Source organism: Bradyrhizobium sp. SHOUNA76 (assembly GCF_023006445.1).
GTDB lineage: Bacteria > Pseudomonadota > Alphaproteobacteria > Rhizobiales > Xanthobacteraceae > Bradyrhizobium.
On the sequence record NZ_JALBHA010000001.1, the window covers coordinates 79,455 to 94,880 of the forward strand.

7 protein-coding genes are annotated in these 15,426 nt (G+C 60.0%); 2 read left to right on the forward strand and 5 right to left on the reverse strand.

Going from position 1 to position 15,426, the window contains the following annotated elements:
• Window positions 1-298: 298 nt before the first annotated feature.
• The 5 genes from MOV74_RS00355 to rfbC form a co-directional block, all read right to left on the reverse strand.
• Complete coding sequence (locus tag MOV74_RS00355) at window positions 299-6,958, reverse strand: DUF4082 domain-containing protein (RefSeq protein ID WP_246916408.1); 6,660 nt, start codon at window positions 6,956-6,958, stop codon at window positions 299-301.
• A gap of 86 nt (window positions 6,959-7,044) precedes the next feature.
• Window positions 7,045-7,950, reverse strand: a complete 906-nt coding sequence (gene rfbA, locus MOV74_RS00360) for a glucose-1-phosphate thymidylyltransferase RfbA (RefSeq protein WP_309486765.1) — start codon at window positions 7,948-7,950, stop codon at window positions 7,045-7,047.
• The gene (gene rfbD / locus MOV74_RS00365; protein ID WP_246916410.1) at window positions 7,859-8,848 is read right to left on the reverse strand and encodes a dTDP-4-dehydrorhamnose reductase; all 990 of its coding nucleotides are present in this window, start codon (window positions 8,846-8,848) and stop codon (window positions 7,859-7,861) included. The genes rfbA and rfbD overlap by 92 nt, the downstream gene beginning before the upstream one ends.
• Window positions 8,849-8,855: 7 nt before the next feature.
• Window positions 8,856-9,914 (reverse strand): dTDP-glucose 4,6-dehydratase, encoded by a 1,059-nt coding sequence (gene rfbB / locus MOV74_RS00370; protein ID WP_246916412.1) that lies wholly within the window; start codon window positions 9,912-9,914, stop codon window positions 8,856-8,858.
• A 10-nt stretch (window positions 9,915-9,924) separates the two neighbouring features.
• Window positions 9,925-10,482, reverse strand: coding sequence for a dTDP-4-dehydrorhamnose 3,5-epimerase (gene rfbC / locus MOV74_RS00375; protein WP_246916414.1), 558 nt, complete (start codon window positions 10,480-10,482; stop codon window positions 9,925-9,927).
• Window positions 10,483-10,781: 299 nt separating this feature from the next.
• On the opposite strand from rfbC, the gene MOV74_RS00380 reads away from it, so the two are divergent.
• Both MOV74_RS00380 and MOV74_RS00385 read left to right on the forward strand, forming a co-directional pair.
• A complete protein-coding gene (locus MOV74_RS00380; RefSeq protein WP_246916416.1) occupies window positions 10,782-13,115 on the forward strand; it encodes an AAA family ATPase in 2,334 nt (777 codons plus the stop codon).
• 93 nt (window positions 13,116-13,208) lie between these two features.
• The gene (locus MOV74_RS00385; protein WP_246916418.1) at window positions 13,209-15,305 is read left to right on the forward strand and encodes a hypothetical protein; all 2,097 of its coding nucleotides are present in this window, start codon (window positions 13,209-13,211) and stop codon (window positions 15,303-15,305) included.
• Window positions 15,306-15,426 lie beyond the last annotated feature (121 nt).

The following is a 15,426-nucleotide window of genomic DNA, read 5'->3' on the forward strand; positions in this document are numbered from 1 at the left end:
GGATGGCCTAGTCTGCTCGTGTCATTCGGGCGCATTGCTATGACGCAAAGGCAGTGATGCAGCTGGATGCCTGAAAACGATATCGGTCCACCGATACCTGTTCGTTCAGGCTCCAACGCGTTGCGACCTTGGCGCCAGCCCCGCAGGCGCCGCGGCGGCAGTCCGGCCACGCCATATGAGAGCCGGTCATATGTGGCGCCGGGCGCACTCCGCACGGGTTCGGGTGGCACACGTCTCGTGAGCGCGACCGGCGACCGATCATTCGTGATAGGCTCGACATGACCTCCTCCTTTCTTGTCTATGCAGCGAGCTGCGGCCTGAAGAGAACGTCGACCGCATAGCTGGTCGCCCCGAAGGTGTTGGTCGGAAATAGGCTGCCGGAGCCGTACGCGTAGACGCCGTTGCCCCCGCTCGATGAGGATGACGGAGCCGTCAGCGGTCCGTTCGTCACCGCATTGGCAAACAGGTTTGGATCGTCCGAATAGTTGCCCGCAGTGTGGTAGGAGGCGATGTAAGTCGTCCCTGCCGTGATCGTGACGGGCGTCGCGAAGTTGACCTGTTGCCAGCCGCTCGTCGTCTCGTTGGTGAAGGTGGCGGTGGCCAGCAGGGTCCCTGAGCTGCTCCAGAGATCGGCCACGTGCTGGCCCGTGTTGGACGGCCCCTTGTAGAAGCGCAGGCCGACAATGTCGCCCGAAGTTGACGCCTGGAACTTCATGCCAAGCTCCACCGGATTCGGATCATTCACCGTCACCACGCTGGGTGTAGGATTGGAGCTGAAAAGGCTTACGGTGGTTGCTGAAGGCGCATGAACAGTTACGCTCACACCGGCGGTTGCTGAACCGCCCCGACCGTCGGAAATGGCGTAGTTGAACGATGCCGGCCCGGTATATCCGTTGGCGGGAGTGAACGTCACCGTATTGTTCTGGGCACTGAAATTGACGGTGCCGTTGACGGCCCCGCTGACGCCCGTGATCGACAGGGCATCCCCGTTCGGATCAGTATCGTTTGCGAGGAGCGCCGCCCCGGAAATGCTGAGCGGTACGTTTTGGGTGGCATCGAAGCCGCTGTCGTTGCTGGCGATCGGCGGCTGGTTCGTGCCACCACTCGAATTGCTGAACAAGACGTCGACCCAATAATTGGTCGCGCTGAATGTGCTGGTCGGAAACAAATTGCCCGTTCCGTAGGTGTAGACACCATTGTTGCTTGCGGAGGCCGTGAGTGGGCCGTTCGTGCGCGCCGTGGTGAAGTAGTTAGGCGTATCGGCGTAGTGGCCGTTGCTGTGGAAGCTCGCGACGTAGGTGGTTCCGGCGGCGATCGCTACCGGGCTATTGAATGTGAGGGTTTGCCAACCGCTGCTGCTCTCGTTGGAGAAGGTCGCGCTCGCGAGGAGCGTTCCCGTGCTACTCCACAGTGAGCCGGTATGAGTGCCGGTGTCGTTCGCACTCTTGTAGTACTTGATCCCGCTAATCGTGCCGGCCGCCGAGGACGTAAACCGCACGCCAAGATTGACCTGAGATGTGTCGGACGCCGACAGCACCGAGGGCGTATCGGAAGCGGAGAACAAGCTGACCGTCGAGGAGGCCGTGCCCACCGCGATATTGAACGTCTCGCTGGCCGTGAGGCCGCCGAGATCGGTCCCGATGGCCTTCACGCCGAGCGTGCCGACATCAGCCGACGTCGGCGTGCCACTGAAGGTCCGGGTCGAAGCGTTGAAGGCCAGCCAGGCGGGAAGTGCCGAGCCGTCGGCCGCACTTGCCGTATAGGCGAGCGAATCCCCGGAATCGACGTCGGTGAAGGTGCCGGCTGGCAGCGTCAGCGAGAAGGCCGAACCAACCGTGGCAGTCTGGTTGCTGGTTTGGGCCGCCAGGACCGGCGCATCATTGGCGCCATGAATGGTAATTGTGAGCGTTGTCGAGGATGTCGCCCCGGCGGCATCACGCATCGTGTAATTGAAGGCGTCTGTCAGCACGTTGGACGCAAGCCGCAGGGCCTGCACCGCAGCATCAGTCTCATTGACCGTATAGGTGAAGGCGCCTGACGCGTTGAGCACGAGGCTTCCGTGCGCGCCGTTCAGCGCCGAGCCGAGCGCGCCGGAGGTCGAACCGAAGCTGACCGCAGTCACGGTCTCGGTATCGCCGGCGTCAGGATCGGTGTCGTTGGTCAGCACGTTTCCCGCGGCAGAGGAACCGCCGGTGCCGTTGTTGACACCGCCCTTCTCGGTGGCATCGCCCGTGTCGGCGACCGCCGTCGGCGGCGTGTTCGGAGTCGTCGTCACGGTGATATTGAACATTTCGCTTGCAGCAAGGCTGCCGAGATCGGTCGCGGTTGCCTTCACGCCGAGCGTGCCGACATCGGCCGACGATGGCGTACCGCTGAAGGTTCGGGTTGATGCGTTGAAGGTCAGCCAGGCGGGAAGCGCCGAGCCGTTGGCCGCTGTCGCGGCGTAAGTGAGCGAATCGCCGGAATCGACGTCGTTGAAGGTGCCGCCAGGTAGCGTCAGCGAGAAGGCCGACCCAACCGTTGCGGTCTGGTTGCCGGTTTGGATCGCTAGGACTGGCGCATCGTTGGCACCATGAATGGTGATTGTGATCGTGGTCGAGGATGTCGCACCGGCGGCATCACGCATCGTGTAATTGAAGACGTCCGTCAGCGTGTTGCTCACAAGCCGCAGGGCCTGGACGGCAGGATCCGTCTCATTGACCGTATAGGTGAAGGCGCCTGAAGCGTTGAGCACGAGGCTTCCGTGCGCGCCGTTCAGCGCCGATCCGAGCGTGCCCGAGGTCGAGCCGAAGCTGACCGCAGTCACGGTCTTGGTGTCGCCGGCGTTGGAATCGGTATCGTTGGTCAGCACGTTTCCCGCGGCAGACGAACCGCCGGTGCCGTTGTTGACACCGCCCTTCTCGGTGGCGTCGCCCGTGTCGGCGACCGCCGTCGGCGGTGTGTTGGTGCTCGCGGATCCGTTGAAAACGACGTCGACAAAGTAGTTCGTTGCCTTGAAGACGTTGGTCGGGAATATGGCTCCGGTTCCGTAGCCATACACGCCATTTCCCGTGGCGGGGGCGCTCAGCTGGCCATTCGAGATCGATGTGGTGAAATAGTTCTGAGTGTCCGAATAATTGCCGTTGGTGTGGTAGGAAGCGACATAGGTCGTGCCCGCGGTAATGGCTATCGGGCTCGAGAAACTGACCTGCTGCCAACCGCTGGCGGTCTCACTCGCGAAGGTCGCCGTGCCGAGCAGCGTTCCCGTCGAACTCCAGAGATGCGCGACGTGGGTACCTGTGTTCAGCGAGCCCTTGTAGAAGCGCAGGCCCGTTATGGTCCCGTTGACCGACGCGCTGAACTTGAGGCCCACCTCGACCGAGCTTGGGTCGCCCGAGTTGGCGACGCTCGGCGTGTCGTTGGTGCCGAACAGGCTCTGGGCGGATAACGGATAGCCGACATTGAGGAAGACCTGGCCCGTTCCGCTGGCGCCCGCGGAGTCCGTGATCGTGTAAGCGAACTGTGCCGCTCCCGCGTAGTTTGCGGCCGGATTAAATGTCACCGTCTGGGTCTGGACATTGTAACTTACGGCGCCGTTAGCCGGATTACTCACGCCACTGATCGAAAAGGACAGACCGGCCGGATCCGTATCATTGGCGAGCAGCGCGGATGCCGGGATGTTCAGCACACCGTTCTGCGTGACCGTGAACCCGCTGTCATTGTTGGCCTGCGGCAGCTGGCTCGTATCCCTGAAGACGACATCGACCCAGTAATTGTCACCATCTGCCATCGAAATATTGGACGGGAAAAGCGGTCCGGTGCCGTACGCATAGACGCCGTTCAGGCCGCTCCCCGTTGCTGTCAATGAGCCGTTGGTGTGACCTGGGTTGTCGAAATAGAAATCGGTCGTGGAATAGTGACCGGTGTTGGTGTGATACGAGGCGACGTAGGTCACCCCCGCTTGTATGTGAACGGGCGTGGTGAAATTGACCTGTTGCCAGCCGCTTCCTGTTTCGTTGGTGAATGTCGCGCTTGCGAGTAGCGTCCCGTTCGCCGTCCAGAGATCGCCGAGATGCGTTCCCGTGTTCTGGGTGCTCTTATAGAACCGGATGCCTGTGATATCACCGGCCGTGGCGGCAACGAACTTGACTCCCAGCTCCACGGCAGCATTGTCCGGCGTATTGACGACTGCCGGCGTGTCCGTGGGACTGAAGATCGTCAGGTTCGAAGAGGGCGTCACCGTGTAGGCAACGCCCGCGCCCGGGACTTCGAGGTTTAAGCTATCGTCGACGGCCCTGCTCCGGACCTTCAACTGCCCCGGCGCGCCCGCAGCGAATGTATAGGTCCAAGTGACGTTCGGTGCTCCGACGGTGCTGCTGGCCGGATGCCAAGTGGTGCCACCGTCCGATGACACTTCGACACCACCGATGACGCCGCCAGCGTCACTTGCTGTTCCGGTTACAGTGATGCGCTGGCCCTCCACGATGCTCGTCGCGGAGAGATTGGTGATCGTGGAGGTCGGGGTCGTGTGATCGGTCGATTGGCTCGCAATCACCAGACTGGCCTGCAGCGTCGCGGGCTGGACGCCCATGTCAGCGAACAGATTGACCATGGCCTGCTGGACGTTCCGATCGATCGGCGTATCCGGGGCGATGTTGTACTGGTCATGATCCGATGCAAGACCCCAGGACCAGAACACGGTGCCAGCGCTAAAAACAAGCGCGCCACTCACGGGATCTCGAAACTCCACCAGATTGTGAGTAGCTGTCCCATTGCCGGTCGTGTTGCCGTAATCGAGCAAGTATTTTGTGGTTTGCAGAGTGGTTGAGGAAACATCTACCAGACCGGCGGGGCGGAAGCCGTTATCCGGTGACGAATCCCATTCATAGCCGAGCAGGTTCGGCGTCAGGGACGCAGTCTGGCCTTGAGCCGTTCCCGCGATCGGCGCATTGCGCCAAAGCCTCAACTGCGTCATTCCGTATGGGATCTTGATCGTGCCGTAGGAATCCCCGTCCACCTGGAAGACCGTTCCGGTCAGCGCATTGGATGGAATGCCCGACATGCCTCCGGTCGACGCAAAGCGTGCGTCCATGAATGTTCCGGTCGCCGTGCCTGTCGGGTCGATCAATTGGTTGGCATGGGTATCCTTGTACGAGATCAAGGTCCGGTTAGCCGTATGGCTGGGATCGATGCTGGCTGCCAGCCTCGTCTGCCAATACACCTCGTTGCCGCTCAAAAACGTCAGATCGACACCGGCATGGCCGGCGGCCTGGACGTTGGCGAACTGGCTGTCGGTCCAGTATTCGTCGTGCCCCACGTCCATGTAGATCTGATGATTGAGCAGCAGCGATCCGTTGGTGGCCGCATCGATGCCAGAAATGTAGGAGACGTCGTATCCGTTCTGCTCGAGCCAGTAAATTGCCGGATATTCCGCCGAGAAGACCATGTCATTAGACGAGCTCCCGAGCCCGCCGTCACGCGTGGTGATTGGACGATTGTAGCTTACGGCATAAGCGGAGCCGTTGACGCCAGGTCCGCTGCCCGCGTAGAGATTGGCGCCACCCCAAGGGTTATAGGCTTGCCAGGTCTGATCGGCCGTCTGAAATACGATTGCGCTTTGTGACGCATCATTTCGGACCACAAACGGAATTTGAAACACCTGCGTTCCGTCGATGACGTTGGCGATGTACACGCCAGAAACCGCGTCCGTCGGTACGCTCCACGAGTCGGTCACGCTCCAATTGCCGGCGTCGACGAGGCCGGTCGACGCGTCTTTCAAGGGATTCGGCTGCACCACTGAGGTCGCAGCCTGATGCTGCAGGCTCGTAACCAGCCTCGCACCGTTGCCGCCATAGTATCCAAGCCGATAGATATCGATGCGATAGTTGGGAGCGCCGGTCTGGTTGTTGATCTTGAATTGAACGGCCCCGCCGACATTGGTGCTTATCGCCGTGGTGAACCCCTGGATTTTCGTCGAGTCTTCACCGGGGCTAATCTGCCAAATGCTACTCGATGTGCCTTGCTTCTGATTCTCCAGCACGATCGGGTTCGTCACCGGATCCGCAATGATGGTGCCGCCCAGCCCATCGCTTGCAAAGGTCCAATTTGGGTCGTTCCCGGAGAACAGCAGGGTGACATTGCCGGCCCCGTTGCTGAAATCGACCGTGCTGATGTTTGAGCTAGGGTCGTATTGAACCGACGCTGACATCGTCGCCGTGAAGGGGAAATCCCTGAGGTCAATCAGGTTGCCAGCCGAAAGCGGTCGATCCGGCGACGAACTTCCGATCAGGCCGTGGAATTGGGCGGAGTGATCGAGAATCAGGGTGCCGACTTCCGTCTCGAACGAGACGGTTATTCCGTAAAACGAACCTTTCACGAGCTGCCCGGAGACCGAGCCTCCGATCTCGAGCGCCGATTTGTCGGAAATCGCGAAGGCGCCCGACCCGCGGACATCACCTTTAAAGTCCGCTGCGGCAGCCTCATCGCCGCCAGAACCGAGCTTGATGCTCCCGTTGTTTATGGCGTCACCTTCCACGACGAACGACGTTTTTCCCCCGAGCGCGATCGTCACACCTGCATCAACGATCAAACTGCCCACATCGACATTGGCTTTCGTTGTGACAACATAGGATCCAGGCGCGTCGATGAAGGCGCCGGACGCGGCATTCGGAATGCCCGTACTCCAGTTCGCGGCGACATTCCAATAGCCGCCGCTCGAACTTATCCAATGTGTCGTACCGGCATGCGAACGTGAAGGCGCGACCACCGCTCGCAGATCGGAGCCGGAAACGGGCCGCGGGCCGAGGCCGTTCGGGCGCGTCAGGGTGCTGGTTGTACTCCACAGCCAAGCAGCGTCTCTGCTCAAGGTCGTCCAGAGGGGCCCCCCCAGCAAGACCGCATCGATCTGGCCGAAATCACCCTCCTCCGAGAGGAGAGGCTTTGCTGCTCGATAAAAGACGCTCGCCTTTTGATTTAACATGGCCAGCCCTCGAAATTCGCAAAGAGCATTTAATTTAAAATGACAACGCCGGTCAATTAATTAAAATAAAAAATACGACATTTAAACTAGCCGTCGTCGACTGCGACCCCGGACCGCGCCCCAGGGAACCGCAGGATGTCGGTGAGATACCTGCCGTATCCGCTCTTCTCCAACGGCTGAATCAGCTCGAGAAGCTGATCTTCATCGATGTATCCCTGCCGAAAGGCGACCTCCTCGAGACAAGCCACCTTCATGCCCTGTCGCTTTTCGAGCGTCTGCACGAAGGTCCCTGCATCGATAAGCGACTCGACCGTGCCCGTATCCAACCATGCAAAGCCCCGTCCCATGCGCTCGACGTGGAGAGCGCCGGCCGCGAGATAGCGCATTTGCAGATCAGTTATCTCGAGCTCTCCCCGCTGCGAGGGCTTGACACGGCGGGCATATCGCACGACCCGGTTGTCGAAAAAATAGAGACCGGTAATGGCCCAGTTCGATGTCGGCTCTCTCGGCTTCTCCTCGATTCGCTGCGGACGGCCCGCCTCGTCGAATGTAACGACGCCGTATCGTTCGGGATCACGCACGTGATACGCGAACACGGTTGCGCCTTCCTCGCGGGCTGCGGCCTTGGCGAGCAGCTCGCTCAAGCCGCCGCCAAAAAAGATATTGTCTCCGAGCACCATTGCGACCCGATCGGTTCCGATGAAATCGGCACCCACGATGAACGCTTCCGCAAGCCCACCGGGGCGAGATTGTTCCGCATAACTGAGCCGAATTCCCCACTGACTTCCATTCCCGAGCAATCGTTCAAACTGGGCCCGATCTGCCGGGGTCGTGATCACCAGGATCTCGCGGATTCCTGCCAGCATCAGCGTCGACAGCGGGTAGTAGATCATCGGCTTGTCATAGACGGGCAACAATTGCTTGCTCACCACACGTGTGATCGGGTAGAGCCGCGTTCCGCTGCCGCCAGCCAGGACAATTCCCTTCAGCATCGGTGTCTCCTTTTCCGACAAGTTGGTCGAGACAGGTTTCGAGAGAGTGGCGCCAAGCCGGCAGTCGAATCCCAAACACGCGCTCCGCCTTGGATGAATCCAGGCGGGAGTTTAGGGGCCTGCGCGCAGCGCAGGGATACTGCTCGGTCGTGATAGCTTCCAGCGCCGGCGGCCGCACTCCACGACGGGATAAACCATCGAAGATTGCCTCGGCAAAGCCGTGCCAGCTCGTTGTTCCCTGGCCGGACACATGAAAGATGCCTGCCGCGGTGCGGCGATCATCGGTGACCGACCGCTCTGCAATCTTCAGGAGCGCTGCGGCCAGCTCCGCCGCTGATGTCGGGCTTCCGTGTTGGTCGCCGACGACCCTTACGATTGGACGCGTTTCGGCCAGCCGCAACATCGTCCGAACGAAGTTGCTGCCTGTTGCGCTGTAGATCCAAGACGACCTGACGACGGTCGCGAGCGGATGTGCCGCGAAAACGGCCGCCTCGCCGGCCAACTTTGATGCACCATATGTGTTCAACGGCGCCGGCACGTCGGCTTCGTCGTAAGCCTCGCGCTTGGCACCATCAAAGACATAATCCGTCGACAAATGCACAAATGGAATGTTTCTCTGCCATGCGACATCCGCTAACGCAGCCGCACCATCGCGGTTGATACTGAAGGCTTTTCCGACTTCAGCCTCTGCCCCATCCACAGCCGTATAAGCAGCGGCATTGATGATCATGCTAGGGGCGATGGAGGCGACCGTCCTGTCGATCCCGTCCCGGACTTCTAGGTCGAGCTCCTCACGTCCGAGGGCGATCGCAGACAGGCCGCGAAGAGCAGCGAGATCACGAAGGCAACTGCCCAATTGGCCATTTCGACCAGCAATCAGAATCGGTCGTTCGATCATGGCAACCTCAGTGTCGAGTGGCTGGGAGGCCGAGGCGCGCGCCGTCGTAGACCATATTGCGAGCCCGCGCCCACCAGGTGCCGCTGGCCAGATACCATTCCACCGTGTCGGCGAGACCTTGTTCGAAGCCTCGGCTCGGCTGCCATCCCAGCTCGCTGCGAGCTTTGGACGCATCGATTGCGTAACGCGCGTCGTGTCCCGGACGGTCCGGCACAAACGAGATCAATGATCGCCGTGCTGCCGGCCCTGGACGTAATCGATCAACCACGTCACAAATCTGGGTGACGACCTCCAGGTTCGAGCGTTCGCTGTCGCCGCCGAAATTGTACTTCTCTCCAGCTCTGCCCTCGAATAGCAGCCTGATCAGGCCGGCTGCGTGATCGTCGACATGAAGCCAATCGCGCACATTGCTGCCGTCGCCATAGACGGGCAATGACTTGTACTCCATCGCGTTGAGAATCGTCAGCGGAATGAGCTTTTCAGGGAATTGGAATGGTCCGTAATTGTTCGAACAGTTCGATACGATCACTGGCAGGCCATAGGTCTTATACCAGGCGAGCGCGAGGTGGTCCGAGGCAGCCTTGCTCGCCGAATAGGGCGAGCTCGGCCGATAAGGGGTATCTTCCCGGAAGCAGTCCACCGGCCCCAATGAACCGTAGACCTCGTCAGTCGACACGTGAATGAACCTGAACTGTCTCTGCCTCTGGCTTGGAAGCCCGTCGTAATATCGTCTAGCTGCTTCCAGCAGAGTATAGGTGCCGACGATGTTGGTATTGACGAATGTTGCCGATCCGGTAATCGACCGATCGACATGGCTCTCCGCTGCCAAGTGGATGACTGCACTTGGCTCCCACTTGTAAAACAAACGAGTGATCGCTTCCTCATCGCAAATGTCGTGCTGCTCGAATCCATAGCGGCTTGTACCGTCGATGGATGCCAGCGAGGCCAAATTGGCTGCATAGGTCAATTTGTCGACATTGACGACAGAGGCCCCGACCTCCGACACCAACTGTCGACAGACCGCAGACCCGATAAATCCCGCTCCACCGGTCACCAGGACACGCATGCCACGCCCTCTATTCAAACACTGATGCAAGCTGCTCAAAGGTCGGCAGCGCTCGATCCTTCGGTGAGAGCTGGGCCGCCGAGGCCCTCACCGGCCATTCGATCGCCAATTCGGGATCTGCCCAATAGACACCGCCGTCGTGGTCCGGGGAGTAGACCTCGTCGACCTTATAAAAGACTGTCGTTTGAGGCTCGAGCGTACAGAAGCCGTGAGCGAACCCTTTTGGAACGAGCAACTGCTCGTCACTCCCGCTATCCAGTTTGATCGAGACGTGCTTGCCGAACGTCGGCGATCGCCGCCGCAGATCGACCACCACATCGAGGATCGCTCCCCTCAGCACGCGGACCAGCTTGGCCTGCGCGAAGGGAGGCCGCTGGAAGTGCAATCCACGAACTGTCCCGACCCGTTCCGAGCAGGACTGATTGTCCTGGATGAAATCGTGAGAAATTCCCCTTTCGGCAAAATCAGAGCGGCGAAATGTCTCGCAAAAGTAGCCCCGCGCATCAGAAAAGCGCTTCGATCGGACCAGCTTGACATCCGGAATCGCCAAACTTCGCACTTCCAGCATGACCGCAAGCTCCGATACGCGGCGCTATCGCCCGGACGGTCGGCCTGATCTACCCCTTGTCTGCCCAACGGAGTAGCGCACCGGACCGGGTCCGCCTCGCTCTGTTCGCAACAAGTATCGGGTTAAATCCGGCGGCGACCCTTCACGTAATTAATTTTCCAGACAATTAATGCCCGAGCCATATTTAATTGGCAATACAAATTTTATCATATATATTATTTTAAATGCGGCCGCAGGTTCTAATGGCGCCTGCGGCCTTGTGCTCCCGCGCGATTGTCACCAGCCGAGAGAATTGTCCGATGCTTCAGACCAATACGCTCCAGACCGATGGGGCACGCCTACCCTCCGCCATGCCAATGCAATCGGATCGCCAGGACGCTGCGGGCATCGGCGAGCTCATTAAATTGGCGCTCGTCTTTATAAGGCGGCAATACCTCGTCATCATTTTCACCACCGTCCTGGCAGGTGCCGCCAGCCTGGTATACCTCCGGTTGGTCTCGCCGGCCTATACGGCGCAGGTTCAGGTCCTGTTTGAAAACCCAAGGGCGCAATTCCTCCAGAAGCAATCGCTACTCTCCGAACCACTCGTCGACGTCACTCAGATCGAAACGCAGTTGCAGATCATCAAGTCTCAGGCAACCGCTGCGGCCGTGATCAAGCAGTTGAAATTGGGCGATCATCCGGATCTCAGAGAGCCCCAGCCGCTGCAGTCCTGGCTAGTGGGCTGGCTCCGACGATGGCGATCGAATCCGTCGGAAGCTGCGCGATCTGCCACGCCAGACCAGCCCTCAGAAGCCGCCACTGCGAGCTTTCTGGATCGCCTATCTGCAGGTCGGGTCGGCTATAGTCACGTTATCGAAGTCGCCTTCACCTCGAGCGATCCAGCGCTAGCAGCGGAAATCGCGAACGCAATTGCCAAAGCCTACATCAACGATCAGCTCGAGGCGAAATTCGAAGCCAGTCGAACTGCCACAAGCTGGCTGCGGGAACGCTTACGAAACCTCGGTGAGGAGGCGCTGACCGCCGAACGTGCCGTCGAGGCTTACAAATCTCAGAACAACATCGTTTCGCCTGGTGGAAAGCCGATCGACGAGCAGCAGATCACGGAACTCAACACTCGGCTGGCTACCGCCCGCGCGCAGAGCTCCGAGGCTGCGGCCAAGCTGTCGCGCTACGAAACTCTGCTTGGCGCCGACCCGGCAAAACCATCCTCGATCGGCAATCTGGATGCTATCGGCTCCGACGCGATGAACAGTCCGATCATTACGTCGCTACGCCAGCAATATCTCGAACTCGCCAGGCGTGAGGCCGAGTTGTCGGCCCGCGTCGGGCGCGATCATCTGGCGGTCGTCAACGTCCGAAACAGGCTGCGTGAGTTTCGCGTCTCCATTATGGACGAGGTCAAGAGACTTTCTGAGATCAGTCGCAGCGAAGCCGAGCTCGCAAAGCAGCGGCAGCAAGAGATCGAAAAGCGCCTGACCGTGGCCATTGCGCAGTCGCGCCTCACGAACTCGGCGGAGCTGACGATAAGAGATTTGGAAAGTCGGGCGAAAAGCCTGCGGGCCCTCTACGACACCTTTCTTCAGCAGTACATGGGCTCGACGCAGCAGGAGACCTTCCCTATCTCGGAAACCCGGGTCATCTTCCCCGCCTCCGCCGCTCAGACCAAGAGCAAACCGAAGACGAAGGTCGTGCTGAGTTTCGGTCTTCTGGGTGGCCTCGCGCTGGGACTACTCCTCGGTTTCGTGAGAGACGTAATGGACCGCGTTTTCCGTACGTCTTCCCAACTCGAGGCCGCGCTCGAACTTCCGTGCCTGTCTCTCGTGCCAATCCTGAACTTGCCCAAGCAGCTGAGGCCGTCGGCCCGGCTTCAACAGACGCAGGAAGACTCGAGCCAGCGAGTACTTTCGACCGCTCCGGACATTCATCGCGCCGTCGTAGGCATGCCTCTTTCTCGGTACACGGAGGCCATCCGTGCGATCAAGATTGCGATCGATCATAGCCCGGCGAAGACCCCCAACCAGGTGATTGGCCTGACGTCAGCTCTCCCAAATGAGGGCAAGACCACGATTGCTGCCTCCGTGGCGCAGCTCATCGGACACAGCGGGAAGAAGGTGATCATAGTGGACTGCGATCTCCGGAATCCATCGCTCTCGGCCCGTCTCGTTCCGAAGGCAGTGGATGGCATTATTGAGGTCATGAGCGGTGATCGCCCGCTCGAGGAGGTGATATGGCGGGATCCGAGGACAAATCTTGCCGTTCTTCCGGCCGTTCAACGCGGGCCCGTGCTTCACTCGAGCGAACTTCTGTCCGACGGCTCGATATGCAAGCTCTTTGATCGACTGCGACAAAGCTATGACTATGTCATTGTAGATCTTCCGCCGCTGAGTCCGCTTGTCGACGTGCGGGTCACAGCGCCTCTGATCGATTGCTACGTTCTCGTCGTCGAGTGGGGACGCACCAAGATCGAGGTCGTTCAGCATGCGCTGCACACCGCCCCGACGATCTCGGACGCGCTGATCGGCGCAGTCCTGAACAAGACGGACATCAAGGCGATGGCGCGCTACGACACCCAGCGAAGCGACTATTACGACGACAGTCACTATGTTCGTTATGGCCTTTCAAGCTCCTGAGCGGCCTGGCGCAATGCGCTATCGCGATTTCGCATTGGACGGCCTGCCGATCTGAGCATCCTGAGGAACGCCACGCCAGAGAGGTGACGTAGTATGCTCGTCAGGTTCATGATGCTGACGCTCGTTGTGTCCGTCGCTGCGGCTTTTGCGATGCCCGAGATCCCGCAGAAGCGAGCTCTATGCTCTGCTCTTCTCGCGACCGCGGTGCTGGCAGCCGGGGTCTTCGCCTCATCCTCCGCGATCGCGAGTCTGGTACGACGGTTGGGATTCCTTCTCATCCTCATTCTCGCTGTACCGGCGATCTACATGGCCTTCCAACTCGCTCCAATTCCTATCCACGGGATCGGCAATCCGATATGGGAAACCGCGTCGGCCGCATTGAATGCCCCCCTTGCCGATCGGCTGACGGTGGACATCCGAGCAACTCTGCAGGCATTCCTGCACTACAATACGGCCGTCGCGCTCGCGCTCGTCACGGCCGTCGTCGCGCTGGACAGACAGCGCGCGTGGCAACTCCTCTCCATGCTGGTCTCGATCGCGACGATCGTTAGTGCGTACCTGCTGTTGCGGCAGTCGATTGGATCTGACGGCTTCTCGCACGGCGATACTCCTGTCCTCGCCGTGACCGGCACAGTCCCGGCAGTGCTGGGGCTCGTGCTATCCGCAGCGATGATGGCCCGTGCGTTCGAGGAACGCCGCCGTGTCAAGCAACGCTCTTTTCGAGTGGCGACGGCCCTGTCGTTCGCACTGCTCGCAACGTTTCTCTGTCTGTCGGCAATCCTCGCCAGCGGAGATGGGCCGGGAACGGCCACAGCGGCGCTGCTCGGAGTGGGAATCGTGCTCGCCGCGTTCGCGATCCAGAACTGGTTCTCTGGGGTTTGGGGTATCGCGAGCGTCCTGGCCACGGCTGCAGTGTTGTTTCTGGCGGCCTTCACCCTCATGCCAATGAGGCCTAATGCCGATCTGACAGTCGCCCTGTCCGAGCACGCCCTGGTGGCGACTGAGCGGATGTTGCAGGATTCCGGCCATGCCGGCTCCGGCGCGGGAACCTACGCGGCATTACTACCAATCCATCGCGACATTGCCGCACCGTTGTCACAAGAGCGCTCGACGGCTGCCGCGGCCATCGCAATCGAGATGGGCCGCCCCTTTCTGTACGGCGTATTGATCGTTGCGGTGCTTGGCGCCGGGGCTCTGCTCAGATGCTCCTTGCGGCGAAGGCATGACTACGTCTACGCGGCCATTGGCGCCGGCGCTGCGGCTTCGTTGGTTGTGCTGGCCTTGGTCGAGGACGGCATTCTCGAGTTCGGCGCGTCGCTGTTGGCTGCAGCGCTGTTCGGACTTGCGGTCGCCCAAAGCCAGCGTGATAAAGGCGCTGCGACCGTGCAGTCGCGTTCAACGCGGCCCGTAACCGGACTGGACAGTCCGGGCCTGGCAGGCGTGCCAATACGCTCATATGGGATTGGCAATGCATCGATGCGTATTGGATTGGGCTGCGTTGCAGTCGCGCTGATCGCGCAAACGGTCTGGCTGCTCGCTCAGCCGTCGTATCCTGGTGGTTTGCCGGTTGACGCGCTTGCCGCCAATCATCCGTCACGCCAAGCACTTCTGAGGGGGCTAGCGCCCAACTCACTGCGCAGTGATGGCGATTTGCAGTCTGGGAGACTCGCTGCTGCCCCACAGCCCGCAGCCAATGGAGCGACGGCCTCAAGACCGGAGCTCGGAGTCCATCCTGCCGCTCCGACTGTACTGGCACAGGCACTGCGGTCCTCGCCATTGCGAGGAGATCTTTGGCTCATGCTTGCGGTACTGTCGAGGGAGCAAAGGTCGGTCGAACACGACGTCGCGGCCTTGCTAAAACTCTCGTACTACACAGCCCCAAACGATCTGGCCCTGCTTCCGCTACGACTAAATGTCGCTCTCGGCGAGGCCTCTGTCGTCAACGAGCCTGAATTGCGTGAACTGGTGCAGCGCGACGTCAGGATGGCCTTTGCTAGGCAGCCCGCTCTCCGGCCCGCTCTCATTGCCGCCTATCAATCGGCGGCGGCTGATGGGAAGGCCCTTGTGGACAATCTAATTTCGGAATGGGATTCAACAGCTCTTCAAAGCATGCGCAAGGAAGTTCCGATTCCTTCGCCCGGAACGGATTTGCCTCCGCCAAACCGCGTCTCCGGCCGAGGGCCGCGGTAGTTCCCCAAGCTTGTTCCGCAGGCCGTCGGGCATAGGACAAGAGCGGCAAATGGCGTCATTTAAATGACGAGTTTTTTCTTGATATATTCAACAAATTAATAATATATTAAATATCAGTATT

Bases quoted from the DNA above. Each gene is read 5' to 3' on its own strand.
- rfbB (WP_246916412.1), bottom strand. From the start codon at position 9,914: ATGCGTGTCCTGGTGACCGGTGGAGCGGGATTTATCGGGTCTGCGGTC.
- MOV74_RS00385 (WP_246916418.1), top strand. From the start codon at position 13,209: ATGCTCGTCAGGTTCATGATGCTGACGCTCGTTGTGTCCGTCGCTGCG.
- rfbD (WP_246916410.1), bottom strand. From the start codon at position 8,848: ATGATCGAACGACCGATTCTGATTGCTGGTCGAAATGGCCAATTGGGC.
- rfbC (WP_246916414.1), bottom strand. From the start codon at position 10,482: ATGCTGGAAGTGCGAAGTTTGGCGATTCCGGATGTCAAGCTGGTCCGA.
- rfbA (WP_309486765.1), bottom strand. From the start codon at position 7,950: ATGCTGAAGGGAATTGTCCTGGCTGGCGGCAGCGGAACGCGGCTCTAC.
- MOV74_RS00380 (WP_246916416.1), top strand. From the start codon at position 10,782: ATGCTTCAGACCAATACGCTCCAGACCGATGGGGCACGCCTACCCTCC.
- MOV74_RS00355 (WP_246916408.1), bottom strand. From the start codon at position 6,958: ATGTTAAATCAAAAGGCGAGCGTCTTTTATCGAGCAGCAAAGCCTCTC.